This window comes from Streptomyces sp. L7 (genome assembly GCF_050990935.1).
Taxonomy (GTDB): domain Bacteria; phylum Actinomycetota; class Actinomycetes; order Actinomycetales; family Microbacteriaceae; genus Leifsonia.
On the sequence record NZ_CP194644.1, the window covers coordinates 3,295,690 to 3,320,596 of the forward strand.

Genomic DNA, 24,907 nt, shown 5'->3' on the forward strand with positions numbered 1-24,907 from the left:
AATTTCGTTCACCATCAGGGTTGTTTAGCCTCGGGCGTATGAGCCTGGAATCTGCATGCACTGGGTCTTTAACCCTGAATGCCGAACGGCCCGCCGCCTCGCCTCTCCGGACGGAGAGCGAGGACGACGGGCCCCTCGTGGGCTCCGGCGTGGAGGGTCGTTACTTCGAGCGCTGCGAAGCCGGGAGGGCCTTCGTCCCCTCGATCTTCACCGCCTGCAGGGCGTGCGGGTCGAGCCCGAGCTGGCCCAGGATGGTCGGGGCGATCTGCGTCGTCTCGACCGGGGCGCCGATCCGCTGCGCGTGCTTCGCGCCGGGGGTCGAGACCAGGATCGGGACGTTCCGGTCGTCGGCGCTCGCGCCGCCGTGCTCGGCGATCTTCGAGGTGCCGCCGGTGTAGACGACGCCGGTCTGCGCGATACCCAGCACGTCCGGGATACGCGAGTCGGTCGTCGCGGTCCCGAAGTAGGTGGCGACGCCCGCACCCGCGTAGATCGTGGAGAGGCCCGACGCGTTCACGGTGACCGGCGCCGTGGTGATCGTGTTGCCGGCCGCGGTGTGCGTCGCCAGGTACTGCTTGGCGAAGTCGGCGGCCGACTGCGAGTGGTCGTTCAGCCAGAGCTGCATGATGTCGTCGTCCGTCGAGAAGGCGACGAGGTCGGTCGCGCCCGGGTGGGCGGCCTTCCACGCAGCGTTCAGGCCCGCGATGATCGGCCCGTCGTCGACGCGCTTGAGGGCGGCCGGGTCGGTCGGGGACTGGCCGTGCTTCGCCGACAGGATGATCGTCGTGTCGCCCGCGTGCCGGGTCTTGCCCAGCTCGGACGTGAACGCTCCCAGCGACGCGTCGACGTAGTCGAGCGCCTTGCTCAGCAGCGGCCCGGGGGTCGAGCCGTCGGCGAGGTAGCCGCCGGCGAGCCCGTCGGAGGTCGGCAGCTTCTCCGCGGTGGAGACCGTCTGGAAGTTCATGCCGAAGATGGCGGGGACCGGCTCGGCGGTGGTGCCGGAGTGGTCCTTGCCGTCGATCTCGTTGAGCACTGCCTTCACCTTGTAGCCGTCGTACTGCTGGGTGGCCAGGTTGTCCTTGGTCCAGTCGCCCGTGAAAGGCGCGGCGGCGTTGCTGTTGATCTCCGGCGTGAAGAGGTCGTCGACGCCCGTGCCCGACGGGCCGTCGAGGATCTCGTAGGCGGGGTGCTTGTCGCTCCAGGCGGTGCGGAGGCCCGCCTGCTTGGCGACCTCGAACACGGTGTTCACCTTGATGTACTGGTGCGGGTAGACCGGCTTGCAGGTGGCCGGGTCGACGGGGAGCTGGGCCGGGTCGAGCAGCGTGGCCGGCGTCCCCGTCAGGGAGAGGATGCTGCCCGGCAGGCCGGAGAGCCCCTGGCCGGCGTCGATGCTGGTCTGGTCTTTGTCCGCGGCCTCCGTGAAGGCGACCTCCGCGCCCGGCTTCGCGCCGACGCAGTTCGTCGTGCCGGCCGGGAGCAGCGCGCGGTTGTAGGTGTCGTCGTAGTAGACGCCGGTGGTGCCGGGGTTGCCGCCGGTGACCTGGGCGACCAATCCGGGGAACGAATCGGACGGGACCGGGGTGGAGGCGCGGGTGTAGTCCGTGCCGTGCGCGGCCAGGGCGGCCATCGCGGAACCCGGGTGGGTGCGGACGTACCAGTCGAGGTCCTCCTGGTGGAGGCCGTCCACCGAGAGCAGGAGCACATGCTTCACTGCGGTGCGGCCGTCGCGCTCGCCTCCGTGGCCGTCGTCGGCGAGGGAGGGCGCGGCGGTGACGCCGACGAGCAGCGCGCCGCCGGCGAGGGCGGCGCTCGCGGCGAGGACCCGCGGGCTGGCGGTCCGTCTGATGGGTGCCATCAGGTTCCTTTCGACAGGCCGCCCCCGAACGGGGGCGTTCAACCTCGTCGATCCTGGCGCGCGCGCGGGCACGCGGGAATGCGCGCAGGCGACTGCTCGCCCAGACTTCACGCGGCGTTCACCGGACGGGGGGCGGCGTGGAGCGGGCTTTCAGGTGGGAGGGCAGTTCGCTGCGTGGGCGTTCATATCTGTGAGGGTTTACACGAATCGCCTCTTCTTGTAGATTGCAGATCTAAGATTTGAACGAAAGGCATCAATCATGAGAATCGAAGATCTGACGGCGAGCCGGTTCGGGAGGGCAGCCCTCGGGGGAGCCGTTGGTGTGCTGATCGCGACGTCATCGATCGCAGCTGCTCCCTTGGATGGGCACGATGGGTTCGTCGATCCCGCAGACGTCGCATCCTCTGAACAGGATTCGCCGGCACGCCCGGTTTATGGGGACCTCGATATCGTGATGCTGTTTCTGGCCGGCCGGGGCCCGATAGCGGACCGCTATCCCGAGCTTGCGGACACACTCGTGCCTGTCAGGGCTCCGGAACAGCCGATGGAGGCATATGAGGCTGTTTTGAACAAGCTCTACGAAGTGGATCCGGCGTTCCACGACAACGTCACGGTGCCGGTTCAATCGGGCGATCCTTACCTCGCCGAAGCGGCGCTGGACAAATTCCGGGCAGACATCGAGTTATTCGCGGCGGAACAACCGACCGGAGTCGGCAAGGGCCGCTGCGTCGTCGGTGTCTGGGTCTTTGTTGCGAGTGCGGTCGCGGTCGTTGTCGCGGCGGTCGTCGGCGCGGTTGCCGTTCCCGTCTATGCCGTCTACTACATGCCTGACGAGAGCGCTAAGCAGTTCGACCTGCAGAATTTTGCAGCAGCGCTCGCACGCACCCTTTGATCGAAAAGAGATGAAGTCACAGGCTCGATGGGGGTTACTAGCCTCGCTGGCAGTGTTGGTCCCCAGCTTCTTGCTATCGCTCTACGCGGGATGGCCGAGTAACGTCCTCAATCCAAGTGGGTCCGATCCAATCCGGAAGCACGTCGCCATGACGGTGCCACAGGGGTGGGCCTTCTTCACCAAGCCTCCGGATGACCCCGAAATCGGAGCTTACGACGCGCGCACCGGTCAGAGCATTCTTGCCACTCCTCAGACGAAGGCAGAGAACCTTTTCGGCATGAGCAGGACCCAGCGCGCGCAAGGGCCCGAGCTGGCGTCCCTTGCTGCGCAGATAACTCGGTGGAAGACGTGCAAGGAAGGCGCGGCTACGTGCATCGATCCTCGTTCGAGTGAGCCTGCGGAGGCCGTGATTAACGACGCCTACATCCGTACCGTGTGCGGACGAGTGGTCTTGACTTCCGAAAGGCCAGCGCCGTGGGCCTATCGAGGCTTCGGACTGTCGTCTCGAATCGACCAGCGAGCGCTCCTAGTCGTGGACTGTTCAGGACCCGTCAAGGCCCCATAATGCTCAGCTTCATCGACAGAATCGCAAGATTCGACCCTCGGTCCCGTTGGATCGGCGGCGGGCGTGTCGACGCCGCTCGGATTCTGGACGGTTTCGCCGGGTGAAAAGTGAACGGTTGCGGGCAGTCTAGTTCTCGGTGTCGGCGGTGGTGGTGCGGATGCTGGGGAGGCTGTCGATGCCTCGGCCGCGGAGTCGGTAGCTGGCGCCTTTGAGGGTGAGGACGTCGGCGTGGTGGACGATCCGGTCGATCATCGCAGCGGCGACGGCCTGGTCTCCGAAGACGCCGCCCCAACCGCTGAAGGGCAGGTTCGAGGTCAGGATCAGCGACGCGTGTTCATAGCGGCTGGAGACGAGTTGGAAGAACAGGTTCGCGGCGTCTTGCTCGATCGGGAGGTATCCGACTTCGTCGACGATGATCAGCCCGTATCGACGCAGCCGGGCCAGTTCCTGCGGCAGCCGGCCGGCGCGGTGGGCGTCGGTGAGGCGGGTGACCCAGTCGGTCGCGGTCGCGAACAGGACCCGGTGTCCGTGTCGGGCGGCGACGATCCCGAGCGCGGTCGCGAGGTGTGTTTTCCCGGTTCCGGGAGGGCCGAGAAGGACGACGTTCTGCGCTTCCAGGAGGAACCCGCCGGAGGCCAGTTGAGCGATCTGTTGTCGGGCGGTCGGTTGGGCGTCCCAGTCGAAGTCCTCCAGCGTTTTCCGGGCGGGGAATCCGGCGGCTTTGATCCGCAGCTCTGCTCCGGATGCGTTGCGGGCGGACACTTCGCGTTCCAGGACGGCGGCGAGGTAGTCCTCGAACGACCAGCCGGAGTCCCTGGCCTGGTCCGCGAGTCGGGCCGCGGCATCGGTGATCCGGGGTGCTTTCAACGCGGCGGCGAGATAGGTGATCTGTTTGACCGCCTCGGCCGGTGAGCTCGTTGGGGGCATCAGATAACCTCCCCGGTCAGCCCGAACGCCCGGTCATAGTCGGCCAGGTCCCGGTGCAGATCATCGACCGGCCGAACCGGTCTGGGTTGCTGGAACTGCTTGCGCAGCCGGGCTGCGACTTGAACATGAGCCGGATCGGTGACCGTGGTTCCCCGCGCCCAGAGACGGGCATGGTCAGCGACGAGACGGCCGCCGGCGCGCACTCGCACCCGTTCCAGGTCGGCGCTGACATCGACCAGGCGGCCGATCACGGACGGGTCGACGGAGTAGTCAGTGGTGTCCAACCGGACGTAATAGTCCCGACCGAGACGGACCTGGTTGCGCCAGCCCAGATGCAGCGGGATCGGCGGCAATGGCAGCATGGCCGCCTGATCCGCCGCCAGCCTCGAGATCGGTGACGCGTTCGTGGTCCGCACCACCCTGGCATTAGCTCGTGTCAGCCAGTCGGCGAACTGGGTATTGAAGTCCGCCGGGGAGGCGAAGCTGCGCCCGGGCATGAAGGAGGTCTCGAACCATCGGTTGCGGCGCTCGACGATGCCTTTGGACTCCGGGTCTCGCGGCGGCAGCAACACCAGCCTGGTCGCCAGAGTCCCCATGAACGCGCTCACCCCTTCCGCGCGCCGGGGTCCGCGGCCGATGCCGGGCTCGTTGTCCCAGATCAGTCGACGCGGGACCGCGCCCAGCTGCTGGATCAACTCCCACGACCCCAACAGCAGGTCCTCCGTCTTCCGGGTCGGGATCATCCGCCCGGTGACGAACCTCGAGAATGCGGCCGTGATCACCAACACCGGCAACAAGCACGCTGTCCCGTCCTCGAGCGGGATCTTCTTCGGCGGGAACCACAGATCGCACTGGGCGGCATCGCCTGGCTCCCAGACCAGCCGGTCGGCCGGATCGATCCGACGATGCTCCGGCCGCAGCCGCTTCACGTTCTGACGGAACCACGACATCGATCCCGGCCACTCCACCCGTTCCGCGATCACCGTCGCCGGCAGCTCCGGATCCTCCGCCAGCAACGCCCGCACCCGGGCCTGGAACGGATCGAACGAGGTCGGCGCAGCCCTGCGCTGATACGTCGGCGGCGAATCAGAACCCACCGCCTTCCACACCGTCGTGCGCGAGATCCCTAACCGGTCGGCTATCCGGGCCTTCGGAACACCCTCCGCAGCGAGCCTCCTGATCAGCGCCCAATCCTCCAAAGTGATCACTCTCCAATCGTTGAGTGTTCACTTTTCAAGCGTCGATACCGTTCAGAATTCGAGCGTCGTCAACAGGGCGTACGCTGATCGCTCTTGCGCAGTTGAGCATCATCGTCCTGACGCCTCCCGCGGCCCTGCTCCAGCCGGTCGTCGGCCAAGGACCCGGCCCGCTCTGCGACAGTATTCGCGCCTTCACGCTCTATTGCATCGGTGGCGATGTGGTCTCGCAGGAGTGGCGCCGTTGGATCATGGTCGTCCTTCTCTGTGTGATCGCCAGCGGGTGGCGCCCGCGATGGACGTCAGTACCTCACGCATGGATCTGCCTGTCCTTGGGCATGAGTATTTCCCTCCCTGACGGTGGGGATCAAGTCGCGCGCATTGTCGGGCTCCTCCTGATTCCGCTCGCACTGGTTGATGACAGGCGGTGGCATTGGGGCACCTCAAGTCAGCCTTTGCGACCGTTCGCGGGAGGTGCTGCGTCTGCATTCATCATTGCGATTCGAATTCAGGTCGCGGCGATCTACCTCAACAGCGCCATCGCGAAGTTCGGTACTGACGCGTGGGTCGATGGTTCTGCCGAGTACTACTACGTTCGTAGCTTGATGTTCGGCGCATCCGGCTGGATCGGCGCCGTGATGCTCGAAGTGACAAAGGTCCCGCTGCTCGTTGCAAGTTTGACCTGGGGCGCCATCGTAATCGAGATCGCGATCGCGGTCCTCATTCTCGGACCAGCCAAGTGGCGTCGCTGGGCAGTACTCGCTGACCTCCTGTTGCACGGGTTCATCGTCTTGACGATCGGGCTGTGGAGTTTCGCAGGTGTCATGGTCGGCACTGTGCTGATCGCAGCGTCGGCCAGCGCATCCGAGTCTTCCGATCGCACATCGCAAACGATCCGCGAGCGTCTCTGGCGATTTGCCAAGTCTCTACGTGTTAGACGACGGTCGCCCGTCGCAGGTGGCCCGGAATGACGCCTCTGAACATACTCATCGCCCTCATCGCGCTCGGCGCGGGGACCGCGGTTCACCTCGCCGCGGCCGGCCGTCTCCGGCGGAACGGCATCCTCGGAATCCGGACCGCCTCGACCCGTCGCGACGACACCACGTGGGTTCGAGGCCATCGTGCCGCGGTGGTGCCCACCTGGCTTACCTCGTGCATCGTCGTCGGGCTCTCAGCCGCATCGATCACATGGGAGGGCGCGGCGGTCGTGCTGACCTCCATCGCCGTCGTACTGCTCCTCGCGGGCGCGTTCATCGGAACGGTGCTGGCAAACCGAGCGGCGCGAAGCGGATCCCGCCCCTGACCCCTCACAACGCCGACGACGCCCCCTGCCCCACGTACAGAGTGTTCCGGAACTCGCGCGCCTCTTCCGCCGCGATGTCGCTGTCGATCCCCGCCCGCACCTCGCGCATCAGCTTGTGCAGCTCCTCGTGCTTGCCCGGCACCCGCGCGTGCCCCGTGCTGTCCCACAGGTTCGACACCGGGAGGGTGTCGCCGGCCTCCACCGCCAGCGTCCACTCCTCCGTGGTCGCCACTGCGGCGAACTCCGAGGCCATCGTCACCAGGACGCTGATGTGGAGGGCGTCCGCCGAGATCGAGCCGGCCTCGTTGACCAGGTCGAGGGTGCCCGTCGCGTCCGAGAGGAACTCCACCGTGAAGCCGAGCGCGGCGGCGTCGCGGGCAGTGCCGGCGCAGCAGTGCTGGGTCATGTAGCCGGCGATCGCGACCGTGTCGATGCCCTCGGATCGCAGCCACTGCTCGAGCCGGGTTCCCGCGAACGACGAGACGCCCTGCTTGGTGACCAGGAGGTCCGGCGTGCGGTCGGCGATCGAGGAGTGCAGCTTGGCGCCCTCGGAACCGCGGGCGAACAGCGGCGAGCCCTCGTCCTCGACGTGCTGGACGATCACGAGCTTCACGCCGTGGTCGGCGGCTGCGTCCATCGCCACCTCGATGTTGGGGATGGAGGTCATCAGGTCCGGGTGGCAGATCTTCAGGTTGCCCGTGACGTACTCGTTCTGCACGTCGATCACGATGAGTGCGCGCTTCATGACCGCACTCTAACGCCGGAGGAGCCCGGCCAGGGAGGGCGGATCAGGGGAGCGCCGGCGGCGGCGGCAGCGACGGCACAGCCGGCAGCGGGTGCCCGACCCACGCCGCCCAGGCCTCCCACCGTTCCGGCAGCCACGCGCGCCCCGCGAGCTGCGGATGCCCGGGATGCCGTGCCCGCGCCCACAGCACGAACAGCAGCTCCGACCAGTGCGAGTAGATCCGCCAGGTGACCGGCCCGCGATCGGACCGCCCCTGCAGTACGACCGTGTTGAACGCGACCACCTGCATGAGGTCGACCGAGCCCCAGTCCCAGCGGAACGTCCCCGCGGCGGTGACGATGATGAAGCCGCGATCGGTCACCGTCAGCATTCCGGCGTGGTCGGGCCGCCAGGCGACCTGCGCGTCGGCCATCGCCTGCGCTCGGGCGGCGTTGTTCCGCGAGGCGTTGGCCGCGAGCGTGCCGGCGGTCACCGCGAGGCCGATCACGCCGATCCCGAAGGCGAACGAGCCGGTGCGCTGGTAGCTGCCGTCGCCGATCGCGCGCAGGGAGTCCAGCGTGTAGGTCCCCTGCGCGAGCGCGACCTCCCCGTCCTCCAGCGGGAACAGCGTGCGGATGCCCTGGTCGGCGACGGCGCCGGTCCACGGCCGGTCCCCGCCTCCCGCGATCAGTTCCCCGGTCATGCCGCCGAGCCTATAGCGACCCGCCTCACAGGAACGAGCTCCCCACCAGCACGGCCCCGAACGGCACGTGCCCGAAAGGGGACCACCTGGGATGAAATGCAGCGCGCCGGGGCGGGTAGGCTGGTGCGCGGTCTCCCATGCCCACAAGGCGGAAGAGCCCAGCGAAGACGCACCCGCACGACCCCACGAGGATGGCGAAATGAAGGCCCTGTACAAGAGCGAAGCCGCGCCCGGGCTGGCCCTGATCGACGTCCCCGAGCCGGAGATCGGCCCGGAGGACGTCAAGATCCGGGTGCTGCGCACCGGCATCTGCGGCACCGACCTCCACATTCTGCGCTGGGACGACTGGGCCGCCTCCGCCGTCGCCGCGCCGCTGGTGCCCGGCCACGAGTTCTACGGCGAGGTCGTCGAGGTCGGCTCGCTCGTCCACGACGTGGAGGTCGGCGACAAGGTCTCCGGCGAGGGCCACATCGTCTGCGGCACCTGCCGCAACTGCCGCGCGGGCCGGCGCCAGATGTGCATCCGCACGCAGGGCGTGGGCGTGCAGCGCGACGGCGCGTTCGCCGAGTACCTCGTCCTCCCGGCCACGAACGTGTGGGTCCACCACACGAGCATCGAGCCGGAGGTCGGCGCGCTGTTCGACCCGCTCGGCAACGCCGTGCACACCGCGCTCGCGTTCCCGGTGGTCGGGGAGGACGTGCTGGTCACCGGCTGCGGCCCGATCGGGCTGATGGCCATCGCCGTCGCCCGCCACGTCGGCGCTCGGTTCATCGTCGGCACCGACGTCAGCGCGCAGCGGCTGGAGCTCGCGAAAGGGATGGGCGCCGACTTCACCGTCGATGTCTCGAAGCACGACATCCGGGAGGCCCAGCGGGCGCTCGGGATGCGGGAGGGCTTCGACGTCGGCTTCGAGATGAGCGGCGCCCCCACCGCGCTGCCCTCGATGATCGAGAACATGAACCACGGCGGCCGCATCGCGATGCTGGGGCTGCCGTCGCAGCAGATCGCGATCGACTGGGGCATCGTCGTGACGCACATGCTGACCCTGAAGGGCATCTACGGCCGCGAGATGTTCGAGACCTGGAACGCGATGGGCGCGATGCTGCAGACCTCCAAGCCGCTGCACGACTCCATCGCCTCGATCGTGTCCGACCGCTTCCCCGCCCGCGACTGGGAGAAGGGGTTCGCCGCGGCGGCCGCGGCCGGCGGCGGCAAGGTCATCCTCGATTGGACGGAGGTCTGATGTACGGGACGTTTCGCAACCACCTTTCGGCGCAGCTCGCGGAGATCGAGGAGGCCGGGCTCACCAAGCGCGAGCGCAGCATCCACGGTCCGCAGGCGGCGCTGATCACGGCGGACGGCGCGGAGGTGCTGAACTTCTGCGCCAACAACTACCTCGGCCTCGCCGACCATCCCACCCTCCGCGACGCCGCGAAGGCCGCGCTCGACGAGTGGGGCTACGGGATGGCGAGCGTGCGCTTCATCTGCGGCACGCAGGAGCAGCACCTCGAGCTGGAGCGCCGCGTGTCGGCGTTCCTCGGCACCGAGGCGACCATCCTGTTCTCGTCGTGCTTCGACGCCAACGGCGGCGTGTTCGAGACCTTGTTCTCGGCGGAGGACGCGATCGTCTCAGACGAGCTCAACCACGCCTCGATCATCGACGGCATCCGGTTGTCGAAGGCGCAGCGGTTCCGCTACAAGAACCGCGACATGGACGACCTCCGCGCGCAGCTCACCGCGGCTCGCGATGCGGGGGCACGGTACACGGTGATCGTGACCGACGGCGTGTTCTCGATGGACGGCTACATCGCGCCGCTCCGCGAGATCTGCGACCTGGCGGACGAGTTCGGCGCGCTGGTCTTCGTGGACGACTCGCACGCCGTCGGCTTCGTCGGCGAGCATGGCCGCGGCACCCCGGAGTTCTGCGGCGTCGCCGACCGGGTCGACATCTACACCGGCACCTTCGGCAAGGCACTCGGCGGCGCGTCCGGCGGCTATGTGTCGTCCCGCCAGGAGGTCGTCGACCTGCTGCGCCAGCGCGCCCGGCCGTACCTGTTCTCGAACACGCTCGCCCCGTCCATCGTCGCCGGCACGCTGGCCGCGCTCGATCTGCTGGAGCAGTCGGACGAGCTGCGCGCGCGTCTGGTCGCCAACGCCGCTTTGTTCCGCGAGCTGATGACGGATGCCGGTTTCGATCTTCTGCCCGGCGAGCACCCGATCGTGCCGGTGATGTTCGGCGACGCCGCGCTCACGGCCCGCATCGCGGACGAGATGCAGAAGCACGGCGTGTACGTGACGGCGTTCTCGTTCCCGGTGGTGCCGCGCGGCAAGGCGCGCATCCGGGTGCAGCTCTCGGCCGCGCACACCGACGACGAGATCCGCCGCTGCGTGGCCGCGTTCAGCGCGGCACGGGACGCCGTCGCCGCCTGACGATTCGCGCCGAATGTCGCGTTTCGCGCCGCGTAACGCGACATTCCGTCCGAATCGCGCCCACCGCGGGTGCAGACATTCGGCACGAATCGCGCCTACAGCGCCGCGATACGCCACATTCGGCACGAATGGCGGCCGGAGTCAGGCGGCGTCGACGCGGAGGCGGCGCCCGCGGCGGAAGAACAGCAGCAGCTGCGCCCCGAGGAACACGGCGAGCACGCTGAGGTCGACGATCGTCACCGTGCCGGCGACGGCTCCCGCCTGCGTCAGGCCGCAAGCGCGCGCGTCCTGGTCCGGACTGCAGAGCAGGCGGTCGGCCTGCGCCGCCACGGCGCCGGACGACACCCACACGCCGATGAGCTGGTTGTACGCGGTCTTCAGCCCCGCCTCCAGCGCCTGCGTGTGGGTGGAGTCGGGCACAGCCCAATAGGTGACCTTCCAGCCGGCCTTCTCGGCGGCGGTCGCGGTCGCCTCCACCTGCGGCCGGAAGTGGGAGTCCTGCGCGCCGGCGACGAAGATCGCCCTCGTCGGCTGCGGGTAATGGGTGGACGCGAGGATGTTCTCGGGCCAGACGGCCTCGTACGCCGCCTGGCTGCCGCCGTAGTAGGTGTCGCGGGTGTAATTCGGCCGGTGCTCGCCGGGCTTGTCCGGACCGGAGAGGGAGACGACGTTCGCCCAGATCCCGGGGTGCTTCGCGCCGAGGTAGGCCGCGCACTCGCCGCCGTGCGAGTATCCGGCGATCGCCCAGTCCGCACGGTCTCCGCTCACGGGGAGGTTTTCGCGGATCCAGGCCGGGACGTCCTTCGACAGGTAGGTGTCGAGTTCGCCTGCGCTGGTGTTGCTGCACGGCGGGTTGGCCGTGACGTCGCCGAGCTGGTCGACCACGAGGATGAACGGCGCGTCGCCCAGCCGCTCGGCGCCGAGACCGTGGAGGGCGTCGAGCGTCGCACCCAGGGTCGGGTTGCCCGGCTGGCCCATCATCATCTCGACCACAGGACGCGTGCTCGACGGGTCGCGCAGCCAGCCAGGAGGCACGAAGAGACGCGCGTCGCGGGCGGAGAACCCGGAGGCCGTCGGCGGGATGTGCACGGCGAACTGCGCGCCGGCGGTGAGCGTCTGCTCGGTGACCGGGACGACCCTCCCGGCAACCGTCGCCGTCGTGAAGCTCGGGGCGATCGTGAGCGCTCCCGCGCCGACACCGGCCAGCCCGATGGTCGCGGTGAGCGCGATCGCGAGCACCCGGAGCCGCCCGTCGGACTGCAGGGCGTCGCCGAGCGCGAGCGGGAACGCAAGCGCGGCCAGCGTGACAGCGAACCAGCCGATCCCTCCCAGGTCGGCGCGCGGCGCGAACAGGCACCACCCGACAATGAGCAGGAGCCCGGCGACCTGGCCGACGACCACCAGGCGCACGGTCGACCCGGCACGGAACCGCCAGCCGCGCACGGCGAAACGCGCCACCGGGTAGGCGGCGAGCAGCCCGAGAGCGAGCGTGAGCCAGGCGAGAGTCCCCACGATTCCAGCCTAGGTGGCGGGCTCGGCCGTCACGACCGGCGGGTGCCCCCGTAACCGGGTGGCGCCCGTGGAGGGGTGGACTGGCCTCAGTGCCCGGAACGCCTGGCGCCCGCGGAACGACGGTGTTTCCGTGACGACGCCGAGCTTATCCCTCAGGCGTCAGTGTGACCTTCCTCCGGGCCCGCGGATCGTAGGACGTCACAATCCACTCGGCGGGAAGTTCTGCTCGCACTCGTTTCGCCAGTTCAAAACCGTCTTCGAGGAAGTTCGCGGGTACGGTGCTGCTGGGCGGGTCATCGGCGTTGAATTGGGCATCAGCAGAACCGCTCCAGGCTCGAAGATCGCGCACGAGTTCCGGGCTGAGGCCGATCTCATGTCCGTCAACACTGTCGATCCCGTATTTGCCGTCGAGCCAAAGGGGATACTGGGTCCACTCGTAGTGAACGTCGACGCGCGGAGGCTCATCGGGTTCGATAACAGGGAGGGCGATTTGAAAGTTGTTCATTTTGTGATGTTCGCTCCGACGATATAGCCGTTACTGCCGACGGTGATAGCGACCTTTAGAGTCGTTCCGTCGTATTCGACTTGATAGATGGGCCGACCTGTCCCTGCTCCTTGATGACCGACGATCTCGCCTTCCTGCACAGCTCTCATCAAAACCTCCGGGATCTGAGACTCGCTTATCCCCCTTTGCGCGAACTGGGCTCCGTGATCTTCAATGATGTGGGCGAGACCTGAGGGGTTCGGTGTGGTGTCGCGCGTGGTCCCTCTTTCGAGCCAGGTTATCCGGCCATCGGAGCCTGACCCGGTTTCCCGGACGGTTTCGGTGTGTTGATCATGCCGCGATTTCGGCGGCGGTGTGAAGGGCTTCGTAGTCGGCGGGGCTGAGGTTGCCGAGGCTGGTGTGCCGTCGGCGCGGGTTGTAGAAGCCCTCGATCCACTCGAACATTGCTGAGGCCAGCTGGGTGCGGGAGTCCCAAGCGGTGCGGTCCAGGAGCTCGCGTTGCATGATCGACCAGAATGACTCGATGAGAGCGTTGTCGACGCTGGAGGCGACTCGGCCCATTGAGCCCAACAGGCCGGCTTGGCGGAGCCGGTGCCCGAACAGCCAACTGGTGTATTGCGCTCCTCGGTCGGCGTGGACGATGGTGCCGGGCTCGGGGCGCCGCCGCCAGCGGGCCATCTCGAGGGCGTCGACGACGATCTCGGTGGTGATCCGATCCGAGATCGACCAGCCGACGATCCGGCGGCTGAACGCGTCGATCACGGCCGCGCAGTAGACCCATCCGTCTTTTGCGCGGTGTTGGGTGATGTCGCAGAACCAGAGCCGGTCCGGTGCGTCCGCGCGGAATCGCCGCTTCACCAGATCCTCATGGGTGGCCGTGTCCGGCTTCCATCCGCGTCGCTTCCGGCGATGCGAGACCCCGATCAGGCCGGCGCTGCGCATGAGCCGGGCAACGCGTTTGCGGCCGACGTGAACGCCGAGCCCGAGCCGCAGCTCGGCCAGCACGCGCGGTGCCCCATAGGTTTGGCGGGAGTCGGCGTGGATGCGGCGGATCGTCGCTGTCAGCTCGGCATCCGCGACCGCCCGCGCGGACGGGGGCCGGGTGGCCCAGTCGTAGTAGCCGGAGGTCGAGACGTTCAGAAACCGGCAGGCCACCGCGACGGGGACACCGTCCGCGGCGAGCTCCTGGACCAGCCGGAACCCTATTTTGGGAGCACGTTCTCCCTCGCGAAATACGCGCTCGCGCGCTTGAGGATCTCGTTCTCCATCTCCAGCACTCGGTTCCGGCGACGCAACTCGACGAGCTCCTTGTGCTCGTCGGTCGTGACACCAGCCTTGCGGCCGGAATCGACCGCGTCCCGGTGCATCCAGTTCCGCAGGCAGGATTCACTGATCCCGAGATCACGGGCGGTCTGCGCGACAGGGTTCCCCTGCGCGACCAAATCCAGGGCACGACGCCGGAACTCCGGCGGGTGAGCAGCAGGCATCTCACGGACTCCTCTCTGAGACGATCATCGCCTCAACTCAGGTGTCCGGAAAAGCGGGTCAGGCTCCATCTGGCGCTCTCATGATGGAGACGACGTGCTCGCTGCTCACCTTGACGCCATCCTTGAGTAGTTGGTCGACTAGCTCGTGTTCTGCGGCGGTGAGACCGGTGATGGCTGCTCCGGGCCCACGGTCTGCACTACGCGCGCCATCCACGCCGTGCGGTGTGGTGGGGTGCGGGCCCTCATTGTCGAGCGGTCGGGGGGCCGGTTTGAACTGCTGTTTGACGACGGTGACACCCGCGCCGGCGCGGTCTTTCGCCCAGTCCAGTGCGCTGGTCGCTGCGCTCGGGGTCGAGAGCTTCACCGATGGTTTGACCAGCCCGGGGACCTTCCCGCCCTTACGGAACAGATCACCCGTTCTGGTGAACTTCGCCGCCGCCACACCCGGGATCAGGACGCTGGCGACCGTGGTGGTCGCGTACCCGATCACATACGCGTCCCCGGTAATGACCTGGTTCCACGTGTTGTTCAGTTCGTTGAACAGCTGGTCGCGTGCGTTCTGGTCGGTGATCAGGGCAGAGACGCCCGCACCGATCTCTTTCACGTTCACTTGCAGGCCGCCGGCGACCAGGTCACCCAGCGCCGCACCGGCGCCGGCGATGAACGCCAGGCGCGGGTCCCCGGACTTGATCGCGGGTTGGGCGATGGTGGCGTCGTACCATTTCCCGACCGCTTGGGAGGCCATCCCGACCAGGTTGAACTCGTTCCCGGTGGCGGCGATCGTGGCGTGGTTGATCGCGTTGTTGATCCCGCCGACCAGCAACGACCCACCGAGGACGGTCAGGCCGAGGGAGAACCCGCCGGTGAACGGGGTCAACCCGATCCCTACCGCGGTGATCACCGCGCCGGCGAGGATCTGTAACCCGTCCCAGAGCAAGTCCCACCCGGCCTGCTCCCGCCGTTCCGCCTCCGCCCGGGCGGCGACATCCGCCGCGTACCCGGCGAACATGCTCTCCCAGCCCTCAGAGGCGACCTGTTGGTTCGCCTGGCAGTACTCGAACATCCCCGAAGTCAGTTCACCCAACCGCGCCAGGGTCAGATCGAAACTCCCCGCCGTATAGGACCGGCCCCGACCGACCGTCAACGACCCAAGGCTCTTCAGAACACCCTTCAGCTCAGCGATCAGCTCGCGGACCTGGTTGAAACCGGGATCCGACGCCTCATACGCCTCCCAGGTCTCCTTCTGCGACCGGGCAATAGCCCGCATGCCCTCGAAGTCCTCGACCGCAGCCCCCGCCGCGCGCGCACCAGCACCACCCAACGACACCAGATGCGCCGCCCCCGCAGAGATCCGCGTCAGCTCCCCCTCGAAACCCCGCAACCGGCCCAAACCGACTGCGCCACCGGCAATTGCACCTCGCGGATATACGCACGCATCGCATCCGCACCCACACCACTGATCTGATCCGACCCGGCCAGAGCCTCCAACCCCTGCACCAACTCAGCCAACACCTCGATCCGACGGTCAAGACCCTCCCGCAAACCCGGCGACGACGCCTGCCACGAATCCGCAGAAAACTCCACAACACTCACTGCTTCGCATCCTCGCTAACCAATTCGATACTTGCTGGGGTTCGTGGCCCGACATAACCTTTGCCCAACAGTCCTGGCAAATGATCGCACTCATCATATCTCTGGTTGAATATCAATCTAACCATAGTGATAAGTGATTATGCGCACAAACGGGCTTCCCGGTCGTGCGATTGGTGGTCGGATGCCGCCTCACGCCGAGGCTTGGGGGCGGAGGTCGGCGGCCCGCCACCGCTGGAGACCGGACGGCTGCTCCCGTCGATCACGGGCTCCCCAGGATTAGTAGCGACGTCGGCCGTCGACGCGCGTTGCCGACCCTGGACTGCCCTCAGCGCGCCGGCGCCGCCGCCGACTCCCGCGCCACCAGCCGCATCGGCGGCGCCGCCAGCAGTTCCACGCGTTCGCCCGCGCGCATCCGCGCGAACGCGTCGAGCAGCGTCCCCGCGAGCGCGTCCGCGTCGAACGTGATCGTGCTCAGCCGAGGGAGGAAGTCCGCCGCGCCCGGATGGTCGTCGGCGCCGACCACGGACAAGTCGGCGGGCGCGCGGAGGCCGGCGTCGGCCAGCGCGCGGATCGCCGCCATGGCGAGCCCGTCGTCGGAGGCCGCGATGGCGGTGGGTGCGTGCGCGTCGTAACGGAGTCCGTGCGCCCAGTCGCGGAGCGTCCGGGCGGAGGCTGCCGCGTGCGTGACGTCGAGCCGCACGCCCAGCAGCTCGGCAGTCTCCCGCGCCCCGGCGAGGCGCTCGGCGGCGGCGGGACCGGGCGTCGCGGGAGCGAGGTAGACGAAGTGCTCGTGGCCGAGCGCCGCCAGGTGCTCGACGGCGAGGCCGCCGAAGGGGCGTTGCGGGATGACCAGCGACGGCGCGTAGTCGACCGCTGTCATGCCGTGGACGACGAGCGCGCGCACTCCGGCGAGGCGCAGGACCTCGGTGGCGTCCGCATCGCAGCGTGCGGCTTCGGCCAGCACCGCCTCCGGGCGCAGCTTGGCCCAGAGCTGCCCGGCCTCCGCGCCCGTCGTCGCGGTGTCGGCGTGCCGGAGCGCGTCGATGCCGTCGTCGACCGTGCGGGCGAGGAGGACGTCGAGCGCCCGTGCGACGGTGGCGCCGTGGTCGATGGCCGACGACGCGACCAGCAGCCCGGCGACGGCCTCGCCGCTGGCGAGCGAACGGGCCGCGGTGTTGGGCGTGTAGCCCAGCAGGCGAGCGGCCTCCAGCACGCGGTGGCGGGTGTCGTCGGAGACCCGGGAGTTCGGCTTGTCGTTGAGGACGAACGACACTGTCGCACGCGAGACGCCGGCCGCGAGCGCGACGTCGGCGCTCGTCGGGGCTTTGACGACCTGCGGCGTGAACATGGTGTGCTCAGTCTAGGTCTCACCGGCGGATCTGCTTACTCGCGTCAGCAAAACCGAGCGATGGGTTGTATTCGGGGAAGAGGGTGACGTATGGTTACGCGTGTTAGCACGCAACGTCGCCTGCTCTGAAAGGACACTCCCCGTGACATCGCCGTCTGATGACTTCCCTGAGGGCCCCCGCCCGGTCCAGCCCACCCTCCCGCCGAACCTCTCCGGCGCTCCCGACAGCGTGGCCCTCGGCTCGACGCTGACCACCGCCGACTCGGCGTTCTCGGCGGCCCCGACCTCCGCCGTCTCCGCCCAGACGCCGCAGAAGGTGAAGGTGCGCGGCAAGCTGCTGAAGCTGATGCTGTCGATGTCGATCGCCAACCTCGCGATCTTCAGCATCTGGGGCGCGGTGCCCGGCATCCTGCTCCCGTTGCAGGTGCAGGGGATCGTCGGCGACGGCGCCAAGGCCGGCACGCTCGCGATCGTCGCCACGATCGGCGCGTTCGCCGCGATGGTCGCTCAGCCGATCGCCGGCATGGTGTCCGACCGCACGCGCAGCCGCTTCGGCCGCCGTGCGCCGTGGATGGTCGCGGGCGTGCTGATCGGCGGCCTCGCCCTTCTCGGCATGGCGGCGGCGAACACCGTCGTCCAGATCGCGATCGCGTGGGTCATCGTGCAGATCGCGTACAACTTCGCGCAAGGCCCCCTGAGCGCGATCCTCCCCGACCGCGTGCCCAGCGCCGTTCGCGGCACATTCGCCGCGCTGAGCGGCCTCGGCCTGATGCTCGGCGCGCTCGGCGGCCAGATCGCGGGAGCGGCCTTCGCCAAATCCATCCCGACCGGCTACCTCGTGTTCGCCGGCGTCGCCGTGATCGTCATCGTGCTGTTCGTCGTGCTGAACCCCGACAAGTCCAACAAGGCCGAGCCGAAGCCGCCGTTCAACGTCGTCGCCTTCCTCAAGACGTTCTGGGTCAGCCCGGTCGAGCACCCCGACTTCTTCTGGGGCTTCACCGGGCGCCTCCTGCTCTTCGCCGGCTACTTCATGGTCACGGGATACCAGCTGTACATCCTGCAGGACTACATCGGCCTGAAGGGGAACGCCGTCACGATGATCCCGGTGCTCGGCATCCTGAGCCTTGCCGGAACGCTGATCTCGACGCTCATCGGCGGCCCGCTCTCCGACAAGCTCGGGCGCCGCAAGATCGTCGTGGTCATCGCCGGTGTCGTCCTCGCCATCTCGCTGGTGTTCCCGCTGGTGATGCCCACGGTGACCGGCATGATGATCTTCTCCTTCGTGTCCGGCCTCGGCTTCGGCGCCTACCAGTCGGTCGACACCGCCCTCATGAGCGAGGTGCTCCCGTCGAAGGACGACTTCGCCAAGGACCTCGGCGTGCTCAACATCGCCGCGACCCTCCCGCAGACACTGGCCCCCGGCATCGCAGGCGCGATCGTGGTGGCGTTCGGCCAGGTCTACACTCCGCTGTTCCCGATCGGCATCGTGATCGCCCTGCTGGGTGCGATCGCGGTCCTCCCGATCAAGTCCGTCCGCTAGGAGCACCACCGTCATGACCGACACCACCACCGCCACCGACATCGCCGACGAGTTCCTCGACGGCCTGCTCGGCTCCCTCACCCTGGAGCAGAAGGTGCGCCTCCTCACCGGCGCGTCCTTCTGGACCCTGCACGACGAACCGCAGATCGGTCTGGAGACCATCGTCGTCTCCGACGGCCCGGCCGGCGTGCGCGGCCAGCTCTGGGACGAGCGGGACTCCTCGGCCAGCCTCCCGTCGCCGACCTCCCTCGCCGCGTCGTGGGACGTCGAGCGGGTGCACCGCCTCGGGGAGCTGATCGCGGCGGAGGCGCGCCGCAAGGGCGTCGGCGTCGCGCTCGGCCCGACCGTCAACATCCAGCGCTCGCCGCGCGGCGGCCGCCACTTCGAGGCGTACAGCGAGGACCCGTGGCTCTCCGGCGTCATCGGGACGGCCTTCGTGAAGGGCATCCAGTCGTGCGGCGTCGGCGCCACGCCCAAGCACTACGTGGCGAACGACAGCGAGACCGACCGGATGACCGTCGACGTGCAGGTGGACGAGCGGACCCTGCGCGAGGTGTACCTCGCCCCGTTCGAGCGCATGGTCGTGGAGGGCGGCGCCTGGCTGGTGATGTCCTCCTACAACTCGGTCAACGGCGTGACCATGACCGAGAACGACCTGCTGCGCTCGCCGCTGAAGGAGGAGTGGGGCTTCGACGGCGTCGTGGTCTCCGACTGGATGGGCGTGCGCGACACCGTCGCCGCCGGGAGTTCGGCGCAGGATCTCGCCATGCCCGGCCCGGAGGGCGTCTGGGGCGACGCGCTGGTGCAGGCCGTCGCTGCCGGCCAGGTGGACGAGGCCGCGATCGACGAGAAGGTGCGCCGCATCCTCCGCCTCGCCGGCCGCCTCGGTGCGCTCGAGGGCGTGGAGGCCGCGACCCCGCTCGCCGAGCCCTGGCCTCAGGAGCGCATCGACGCCCTGCTGCGGGAGGCCGCGGCCGACGGGATGGTGCTGGTGCGCAACGAGGGCGTGCTGCCCCTCGACACCGCGTCCACGCCGACCATCGCGGTCGTGGGCGAGCACGCCCGCATCGTCCGCACGCAGGGCGGCGGCTCGGCGACCGTGTTCCCCGACCACGTCGTCACTCCGTTCGACGGGCTGGTGGAGGCTTACGGCGCCGAGCGCGTCCGGTACGCGGCCGGCGTGAAGTCGTCGGAGTCCGTCCTCCCGATCGACGCGCGCGTCGCCACCGACCCGGTGACCGGTGAGCCCGGGGTGCGTGTCCGCTTCCTGAGCGAGGGCGGCGCCGTGCTGCTCGACGAGCACCGCGCCTCCGGCAAGCTGGTCTGGCTCGGCGACCCCATCCTCGGCGACACCGCCGTGGTGGAGGCCACCGCCGAGTTCACCGCGCCGGAGGACGGCGAGTACTCGGTCGGCTTCGCCGGCTTGGGCCTGTTCCGCTTCGAGGTGGGCGGCGAGCTCAAGAGCGACGGACTGTTCTTCCCGGAGGGCACCGACCCGTTCATGGCGTTCCTCAACCCGCCGAAGCAGTCGTTCCCGCTGGACCTCAAGGCAGGCCAGAGCGTCTCGCTGCGGCTGGAGCACCGCCCCCAGCAGCAGGCAGGGCTGGCGGCCGTCATGTTCACCTTCGGCTACGAGGAGCCCTTCGCCGACCCCGAGGCCGAGTTGCAGCGCGCCGTCGAGCTGGCCGCGGCCTCCGACGTCGCCGTCGTGGTCGTCGGCACGACCGAGACCCTCGAGTCGGAGGGCTTCGACCGCGCGGGCCTGCGCCTCCCCGACGGCCAGGACGAACTCGTCCGCCGGGTGCTCGCGGTCAACCCGCGCACCGTGGTGGTCGTGAACTCCGGCGGCCCGGTCATCCTCCCGTGGCTGGAGGAGGCGCCGGCCGTGCTGCTCACCTGGTTCCCCGGCCAGGAGACCGGCGGCGCGCTCGCCGACGTGCTCTCCGGCGCGCGCGAGCCCGGCGGCCGCATCCCGACCACCTGGGCGGCGGACGAGGAGGACGTGCCGGTCTGGCAGGTCGAGCCGATCGACGGGAAGCTGTTCTACGACGAGAAGCTGAACGTCGGCTACCGCGAGTGGCTGCGCCGCGCAGCCCTCGGCGGGCCGGCCCCGGCCCTCCCGTTCGGGCACGGCCTCGGCTACACCGAATGGGAGCTCGGCGAGGCGACCCTCGACGACCACGCGGTGAGCGTCCCGGTCACGAACGTGGGCGATCGCGCGGGCAAGCAGGTCGTCCAGGTCTACCTCTCGCGCGTCTCGGACTCCGACATCGAGCGCCCGGTGCTCTGGCTGGCCGGGTACGCGCTGATCCGGGCGGAGGCGGGGAGGCCGCGGTCGCGACCGTCGAGCTTGAGCCGCGCTCGCTGCACTACTGGTCGGTGGACGACCACGCCTGGCGCACCGAGCCCGGCGAGTACGCCGTGCAGGTGGGCACGTCGGTGGCCACCCTCGGGGAGCCGATCCGGTTCACCGTCTGACCCGTTGCCCACGCAGGGGTCGCAACACGCCGTTTCCGCACCGGATAACGGCGTGTTGCGACCCCGCGGAGGCGAGTACTCTCGGCCGGGTAAGGGGGATCGCATGACCACACTCCACGGCCGCGAGGGCTCGGCGCTGCTCGTGATCGACGTCCAGAACGGTGTCATCGGCGGCGCGTACCGCCGGGACGACGTCGTCGGGAACATCCGTGCGCTCGTCGATCGGGCGCGCTCGGAGGGCGTCCCGGTGGTCTGGATCCAGCACTCCGACGAGAACGTCGAGTACGGCAGCGAGGCGTGGCAGTACGTGCCCGAGCTGTCGCGCGACGAGGGGGAGGCGCTGGTGCCCAAGCACTACGCCGACGCGTTCGAGGAGACACCGCTGGAGGACGTGCTCGCCGCCGCGGGCGTGAGCCGGCTCGTCGTCACCGGCTCGCAGACGGACGAGTGCATCCGCTCGACCATCCACGGCGGGCTGGTGCGCGGCTACGACGTGACGCTGGTCGGCGACGCCCACACGACAGAGGACCTGAGCGAGTGGGGCGCGCCCACGCCCGACCTCGTCATCGCCCACACCAACCTGTACTGGGGCAACCACCGGGCCCCCGGGCGCACGGCGGAGGTCGTCGGGACCGCCGACGTCACCTTCTGACGGCAGGCACCCCGGAGACCGACACCACCTCGAGAGTCGTCCGCGTCTCCCCGCCCTCGGCGCGCTCGACCCGGATCGGCATCCCGGGAGGTCGACGGCGAACCAGAACACCATCGTCGCCTCGCCGCGCCGCACGGTGTAGCGGAGGCAGCGGCGCTGCTCCAGCGGCCCGAGCAGTTCCACGCGGTCGATCGTGGTGTGCTCCGCAGGGAAGGCGGCATGCTCCTGCAGCTCCAGCCAGCCACACCGCGCAGTCCCGTCTGATTGACTGAACGCGTGTTCCCCTACGAGCGTCTGAGGCGCCGCCCCGATGTGGAGGCGCCGAACCTCTTCGCGTCGGACGCCGCCGACCGCCTCCTCGCCGACCTCGCCGGCGACGACGTGCTCCGCGGCGGGCTGGTCGTCATCGGCGACGCGTACGGTGCACTCACCCTCGCTGCCGCGGCCCGCGGCGCCCGTGGCATCCGCGTGCACCAGGACCCGCTGACCGCCGAGCGGGCGCTCGACGCCAACGCCGCCGATCTCGGGCTGAGCGGCACGTTCGAGCACCGGCCGCTCGACGCCTCCCTCGTCGCCGGCGCCCGCACTGTGCTGCTGCGGCTCCCGCGCAGTCTGGAGGCGCTCGCCGAGATCGCCGCGCTGACCGCCGAGCACGCGCATCCGGAGGTCGGGGTCTTCGCCGGCGGGATGCTCAAGCACATGACCACCGCGATGAACGGCGTGCTGGCGGAGGTCTTCGGCGACGTGCAGGCGTCGCTCGCCCGCCAGAAGGCCCGCGTGCTCACGGCCCGAACACCCGAGCCGGCCGCCGCGATCGCGCTCGACCGCTGGCCGGACCGGGCCTTCGACGAGGCGACCGGCCTCCACGTGTGCGCCCACGGTGCGGCATTCGCGGGCGCGAGCGTGGACATCGGGACGCGGTTCCTGCTCACCGTCCTCGGCGACGCCGTGCCCGAAGCCCGCACCGCGATCGACCTCGGCTGCGGAACGGGACTGCTGGCCTCCGCGCTCGCCGTCTCCCGGCCGGCCCTGCGCGTGATCGCGACCGACCAGTCCGCGGCAGCCGTCGCGTCGGCGCGGGCCACCGCCGCGGCGAACGGCGTCGCCGACCGGGTGGCGGTCGTGCGCGACGACGGCCTTGCCTCGCAGCCGGACGCGTCGGCCGACCTCATCGTGCTGAACCCGCCGTTCCACATCGGCGGGGCTGTGCACACCGGGATCGCTCAGCGGATGTTCGCCGACGCCGGCCGGGTGCTCGCCCCGGGAGGCGAGCTGTGGACGGTGTGGAACTCGCACCTCGGCTACCGCGCCGCCCTGGAGCGCGCGGTCGGCCCCACGCGTCAGATCGCCCGAAACCCCAAGTTCACCGTCACCGCCTCCACCGCCACCCCCGAAGGGCGGGTAACCGCCCCCGCAACGGTTTAGGGCGTCTACGTGCCCTTCGGCGAGAGCACTTCGCGGATGCCGGAGACGATCATGCCGGAGGCGCCGCGGCGGCGCGCCGTCTCGGCGCCCGGGGCGTCGGGGACGACGTGCGCCAGCACCGGCCGGCCGAGCTTCCGCATCCGCTCCCACACCGCGGGGGAGCCGTTGAAGTCGAGGCCCAGCGTCGTCCAGCGCGCCTGCGTCGACGGGAGAAGCTTCGCGTCTGCCTCCACCTCCGACGCGTAGTAGTACCCCCAGCCTCGATAGCCGCGCATGGCGGCCTGCGTCGGCCAGTCGGTCCCCGTGCAGTAGCCCTTGGCCACGAAGGACCGCTGCGGCGAGGGCGACCGGGACATGATCGCGAACAGTTCCGGGAAGTAGGTGCCCGGCACGACCTTCGGGTCGACGTAGAGCACATGTGTCGCAGCGAAGGCGGCGACGATGTCCTCGAAGCGGGCGTACGGCTGCGCCGGCTGCGACGGGTTCGTGGTCCCTTCGGCCGAGATGCGGTGCTGGGAGACCTCTGCCCAGGTGTGCTCCGCCGCCACGAAGTCCGTGGTCCCCGACGTGCGGTCGAGCGTGGCGTCGTGCAGCCCGAACCAGACACCGTCGCGGGTGCGTGCGAGCGAGACCTCCAGAGCCCCGGCCCCGAGCAGCACGGAGTTGCGGTAGGCGAGCATCGACATCTCCGGCCAGTCCCGGGAGCCGCCGTGGTGCGCGACCGTCAGCATCGCGGAACCGCCGGGCGACGGCGTCCTTCCCGGCGACGGCCGGCCGGACACCGAGAGAAGCGAGCCGACGCCGACCGCGCCCGCGGCCAGCACCGCGACGGCGCCCACGGACGCACCGATGACCGCGCGCCGGGAGATCTTCCCGGGGTGCTGCTCCTCGTCGTCGCTCATGGGCAACCCTAGGCACACTCGGCCTCCGAATTGAAGCCACCCCGTCGGGGGTCGACCGGACCGCTCTGTGTGCGTGGGCTGTGCGACGCTTCCGGCCTTCTCACACTGCCCGCGGACGTCGCAGCGCAGCCATAGCACGCTCGTTCTACCGTCGAAGCAGGAGAGGAGGACGTTGTGACCTCTCTCCCACGCCGCCCGCTGCGCCGTCACGGGTTCGTCCACGGCCTGGGGTCGCTCCGCTCGCTCTGGAGTTCCCCGGTGCTCGAGCTGCCGGTCGAGGCGCACGAGGTGCGGACGGCGCGCCTCGTCCTCCGCCCCTATCGCGCGACCGACGACGCCGACTGGCGCCGCATCGAGGACGACGAGGAGGTGCGGCAGGGCCTCGACTGGCCCTTGCGCACCGCGCGCCAGGCGCACGAGCACCTTCTCGCCCGCACGGGCCACACCGTCCTCGCCGGGCCGGGCGACCTCCTGGTGCTCGCGGTCGAGCACGACGGGCACGTGATCGGCGATGTGTCCCTGCACCTGCGCACAGTCGCGCCGGAGACGCGCACCGCGGAGATCGGCTGGCTGCAGCTCACGGCCGAGGGGGCCACGGCTACGCGACAGAGGCCGCCCGCGCGATGCTCGACCTGGCCTTCGGCGAGCTGGGCGCGTGCCTCGTGACGGCGGTCATCGAGCGGACCAACACGGCGTCGGCGCGGCTGGCGCTCCGGCTGGGCTTCCGCCTCGCGGGCGGGACGGGCCGGCGGGCCACCTTCGTGCTGTCGGAGGCCGAGCACGCCATCGAACGGTCGGCCCAGCGGTCGCGCGGGGCCGTCGAGACCCCGCCTTTCGGGACGAAAAGTGTCGAGAATCTCTGAGTGGACC

22 protein-coding genes and 2 pseudogenes are annotated in these 24,907 nt (G+C 69.3%); 12 read left to right on the forward strand and 12 right to left on the reverse strand.

What is annotated here, in order from left to right; translation table 11 throughout:
• Positions 1–160: 160 nt before the first annotated feature.
• Positions 161–1,855 (reverse strand): alkaline phosphatase family protein, encoded by a 1,695-nt coding sequence (locus ACR5MH_RS16780; protein ID WP_431348229.1) that lies wholly within the window; start codon positions 1,853–1,855, stop codon positions 161–163.
• Between the two features lie 259 nt (positions 1,856–2,114).
• On the opposite strand from ACR5MH_RS16780, the gene ACR5MH_RS16785 reads away from it, so the two are divergent.
• Positions 2,115–2,747, forward strand: coding sequence for a hypothetical protein (locus ACR5MH_RS16785; RefSeq protein WP_431348230.1), 633 nt, complete (start codon positions 2,115–2,117; stop codon positions 2,745–2,747).
• 10 nt (positions 2,748–2,757) lie between these two features.
• Positions 2,758–3,312: an SdpA family antimicrobial peptide system protein gene (locus ACR5MH_RS16790; protein ID WP_431348231.1), complete on the forward strand. Its 555-nt coding sequence runs from the start codon at positions 2,758–2,760 to the stop codon at positions 3,310–3,312.
• Positions 3,313–3,438: 126 nt separating this feature from the next.
• Here ACR5MH_RS16790 and istB read toward each other — a convergent pair whose 3' ends face one another.
• Together istB and istA are read right to left on the reverse strand one after the other, a co-directional pair.
• The gene (istB, locus tag ACR5MH_RS16795; RefSeq protein ID WP_431346168.1) at positions 3,439–4,239 is read right to left on the reverse strand and encodes an IS21-like element helper ATPase IstB; all 801 of its coding nucleotides are present in this window, start codon (positions 4,237–4,239) and stop codon (positions 3,439–3,441) included.
• Entirely contained in the window at positions 4,239–5,447 is a 1,209-nt protein-coding gene (gene istA / locus ACR5MH_RS16800) for an IS21 family transposase (protein ID WP_431346167.1), read from the reverse strand. The genes istB and istA overlap by 1 nt, the downstream gene beginning before the upstream one ends.
• Positions 5,448–5,461: 14 nt before the next feature.
• Here istA and ACR5MH_RS16805 point away from each other — a divergent pair, with 14 nt between their 5' ends.
• Both ACR5MH_RS16805 and ACR5MH_RS16810 read left to right on the forward strand, forming a co-directional pair.
• Positions 5,462–6,406 (forward strand): sporulation-delaying protein SdpB family protein, encoded by a 945-nt coding sequence (locus ACR5MH_RS16805; RefSeq protein WP_431348232.1) that lies wholly within the window; start codon positions 5,462–5,464, stop codon positions 6,404–6,406.
• On the forward strand, positions 6,403–6,738 hold the full coding sequence (locus ACR5MH_RS16810; protein ID WP_431348233.1) for an SdpI family protein: 336 nt from the start codon (positions 6,403–6,405) through the stop codon (positions 6,736–6,738). The genes ACR5MH_RS16805 and ACR5MH_RS16810 overlap by 4 nt, the downstream gene beginning before the upstream one ends.
• Before the next feature lie 4 nt (positions 6,739–6,742).
• Here ACR5MH_RS16810 and ACR5MH_RS16815 read toward each other — a convergent pair whose 3' ends face one another.
• Positions 6,743–7,483 carry a cysteine hydrolase family protein gene (locus ACR5MH_RS16815; protein WP_431348234.1) on the reverse strand — a complete coding sequence of 247 codons (741 nt, stop codon included), beginning with the start codon at positions 7,481–7,483 and terminating at the stop codon, positions 6,743–6,745.
• Between the two features lie 43 nt (positions 7,484–7,526).
• Positions 7,527–8,165: a hypothetical protein gene (locus ACR5MH_RS16820; RefSeq protein ID WP_433861973.1), complete on the reverse strand. Its 639-nt coding sequence runs from the start codon at positions 8,163–8,165 to the stop codon at positions 7,527–7,529.
• A gap of 199 nt (positions 8,166–8,364) precedes the next feature.
• Here ACR5MH_RS16820 and tdh point away from each other — a divergent pair, with 199 nt between their 5' ends.
• Together tdh and ACR5MH_RS16830 are read left to right on the forward strand one after the other, a co-directional pair.
• A complete protein-coding gene (gene tdh, locus ACR5MH_RS16825) occupies positions 8,365–9,408 on the forward strand; it encodes an L-threonine 3-dehydrogenase (protein WP_431348236.1) in 1,044 nt (347 codons plus the stop codon).
• Positions 9,408–10,595: a glycine C-acetyltransferase gene (locus ACR5MH_RS16830; RefSeq protein ID WP_431348237.1), complete on the forward strand. Its 1,188-nt coding sequence runs from the start codon at positions 9,408–9,410 to the stop codon at positions 10,593–10,595. Before tdh ends, ACR5MH_RS16830 begins: the two co-directional genes overlap by 1 nt.
• 141 nt (positions 10,596–10,736) lie before the next feature.
• Here ACR5MH_RS16830 and ACR5MH_RS16835 read toward each other — a convergent pair whose 3' ends face one another.
• From ACR5MH_RS16835 to ACR5MH_RS16860, 6 genes are all read right to left on the reverse strand, one after another.
• The gene (locus ACR5MH_RS16835) at positions 10,737–12,107 is read right to left on the reverse strand and encodes an alpha/beta hydrolase (RefSeq protein WP_431348238.1); all 1,371 of its coding nucleotides are present in this window, start codon (positions 12,105–12,107) and stop codon (positions 10,737–10,739) included.
• Positions 12,108–12,252: 145 nt separating this feature from the next.
• The gene (locus ACR5MH_RS16840; RefSeq protein ID WP_431348239.1) at positions 12,253–12,612 is read right to left on the reverse strand and encodes a hypothetical protein; all 360 of its coding nucleotides are present in this window, start codon (positions 12,610–12,612) and stop codon (positions 12,253–12,255) included.
• A 330-nt stretch (positions 12,613–12,942) separates the two neighbouring features.
• Positions 12,943–13,818, reverse strand: coding sequence for an IS3 family transposase (locus ACR5MH_RS16845; protein ID WP_433862665.1), 876 nt, complete (start codon positions 13,816–13,818; stop codon positions 12,943–12,945).
• Positions 13,815–14,099, reverse strand: a complete 285-nt coding sequence (locus ACR5MH_RS16850) for a transposase (RefSeq protein ID WP_431347418.1) — start codon at positions 14,097–14,099, stop codon at positions 13,815–13,817. The genes ACR5MH_RS16845 and ACR5MH_RS16850 overlap by 4 nt, the downstream gene beginning before the upstream one ends.
• A 58-nt stretch (positions 14,100–14,157) precedes the next feature.
• Positions 14,158–15,366 (reverse strand): hypothetical protein, encoded by a 1,209-nt coding sequence (locus ACR5MH_RS16855; RefSeq protein ID WP_433861974.1) that lies wholly within the window; start codon positions 15,364–15,366, stop codon positions 14,158–14,160.
• 651 nt (positions 15,367–16,017) lie between these two features.
• On the reverse strand, positions 16,018–17,040 hold the full coding sequence (locus ACR5MH_RS16860) for a LacI family DNA-binding transcriptional regulator (protein WP_431348241.1): 1,023 nt from the start codon (positions 17,038–17,040) through the stop codon (positions 16,018–16,020).
• Between the two features lie 142 nt (positions 17,041–17,182).
• Between ACR5MH_RS16860 and ACR5MH_RS16865 the strand changes: the two genes are divergently transcribed.
• The 5 genes and pseudogenes from ACR5MH_RS16865 to ACR5MH_RS16885 all read left to right on the forward strand — a co-directional run bounded on the left by ACR5MH_RS16865 (position 17,183) and on the right by ACR5MH_RS16885 (position 23,135).
• On the forward strand, positions 17,183–18,580 hold the full coding sequence (locus ACR5MH_RS16865) for an MFS transporter (protein WP_431348242.1): 1,398 nt from the start codon (positions 17,183–17,185) through the stop codon (positions 18,578–18,580).
• A 13-nt stretch (positions 18,581–18,593) separates the two neighbouring features.
• Positions 18,594–20,591, forward strand: a pseudogene (locus ACR5MH_RS16870) (glycoside hydrolase family 3 protein); the annotation flags it as partial.
• Positions 20,592–20,728: 137 nt separating this feature from the next.
• A complete protein-coding gene (locus tag ACR5MH_RS16875) occupies positions 20,729–21,058 on the forward strand; it encodes a fibronectin type III-like domain-contianing protein (RefSeq protein WP_431349442.1) in 330 nt (109 codons plus the stop codon).
• Between the two features lie 103 nt (positions 21,059–21,161).
• Entirely contained in the window at positions 21,162–21,710 is a 549-nt protein-coding gene (locus ACR5MH_RS16880) for an isochorismatase family protein (protein WP_431349443.1), read from the forward strand.
• 276 nt (positions 21,711–21,986) lie between these two features.
• On the forward strand, positions 21,987–23,135 hold the full coding sequence (locus ACR5MH_RS16885; protein WP_431348243.1) for a class I SAM-dependent methyltransferase: 1,149 nt from the start codon (positions 21,987–21,989) through the stop codon (positions 23,133–23,135).
• 5 nt (positions 23,136–23,140) lie between these two features.
• Here ACR5MH_RS16885 and ACR5MH_RS16890 read toward each other — a convergent pair whose 3' ends face one another.
• Positions 23,141–24,037, reverse strand: a complete 897-nt coding sequence (locus ACR5MH_RS16890) for a glycerophosphodiester phosphodiesterase (protein ID WP_431348244.1) — start codon at positions 24,035–24,037, stop codon at positions 23,141–23,143.
• A gap of 288 nt (positions 24,038–24,325) precedes the next feature.
• On the opposite strand from ACR5MH_RS16890, the pseudogene ACR5MH_RS16895 reads away from it, so the two are divergent.
• Positions 24,326–24,900 (forward strand): annotated as a pseudogene (locus ACR5MH_RS16895) (GNAT family N-acetyltransferase).
• Positions 24,901–24,907: the final 7 nt, after the last annotated feature.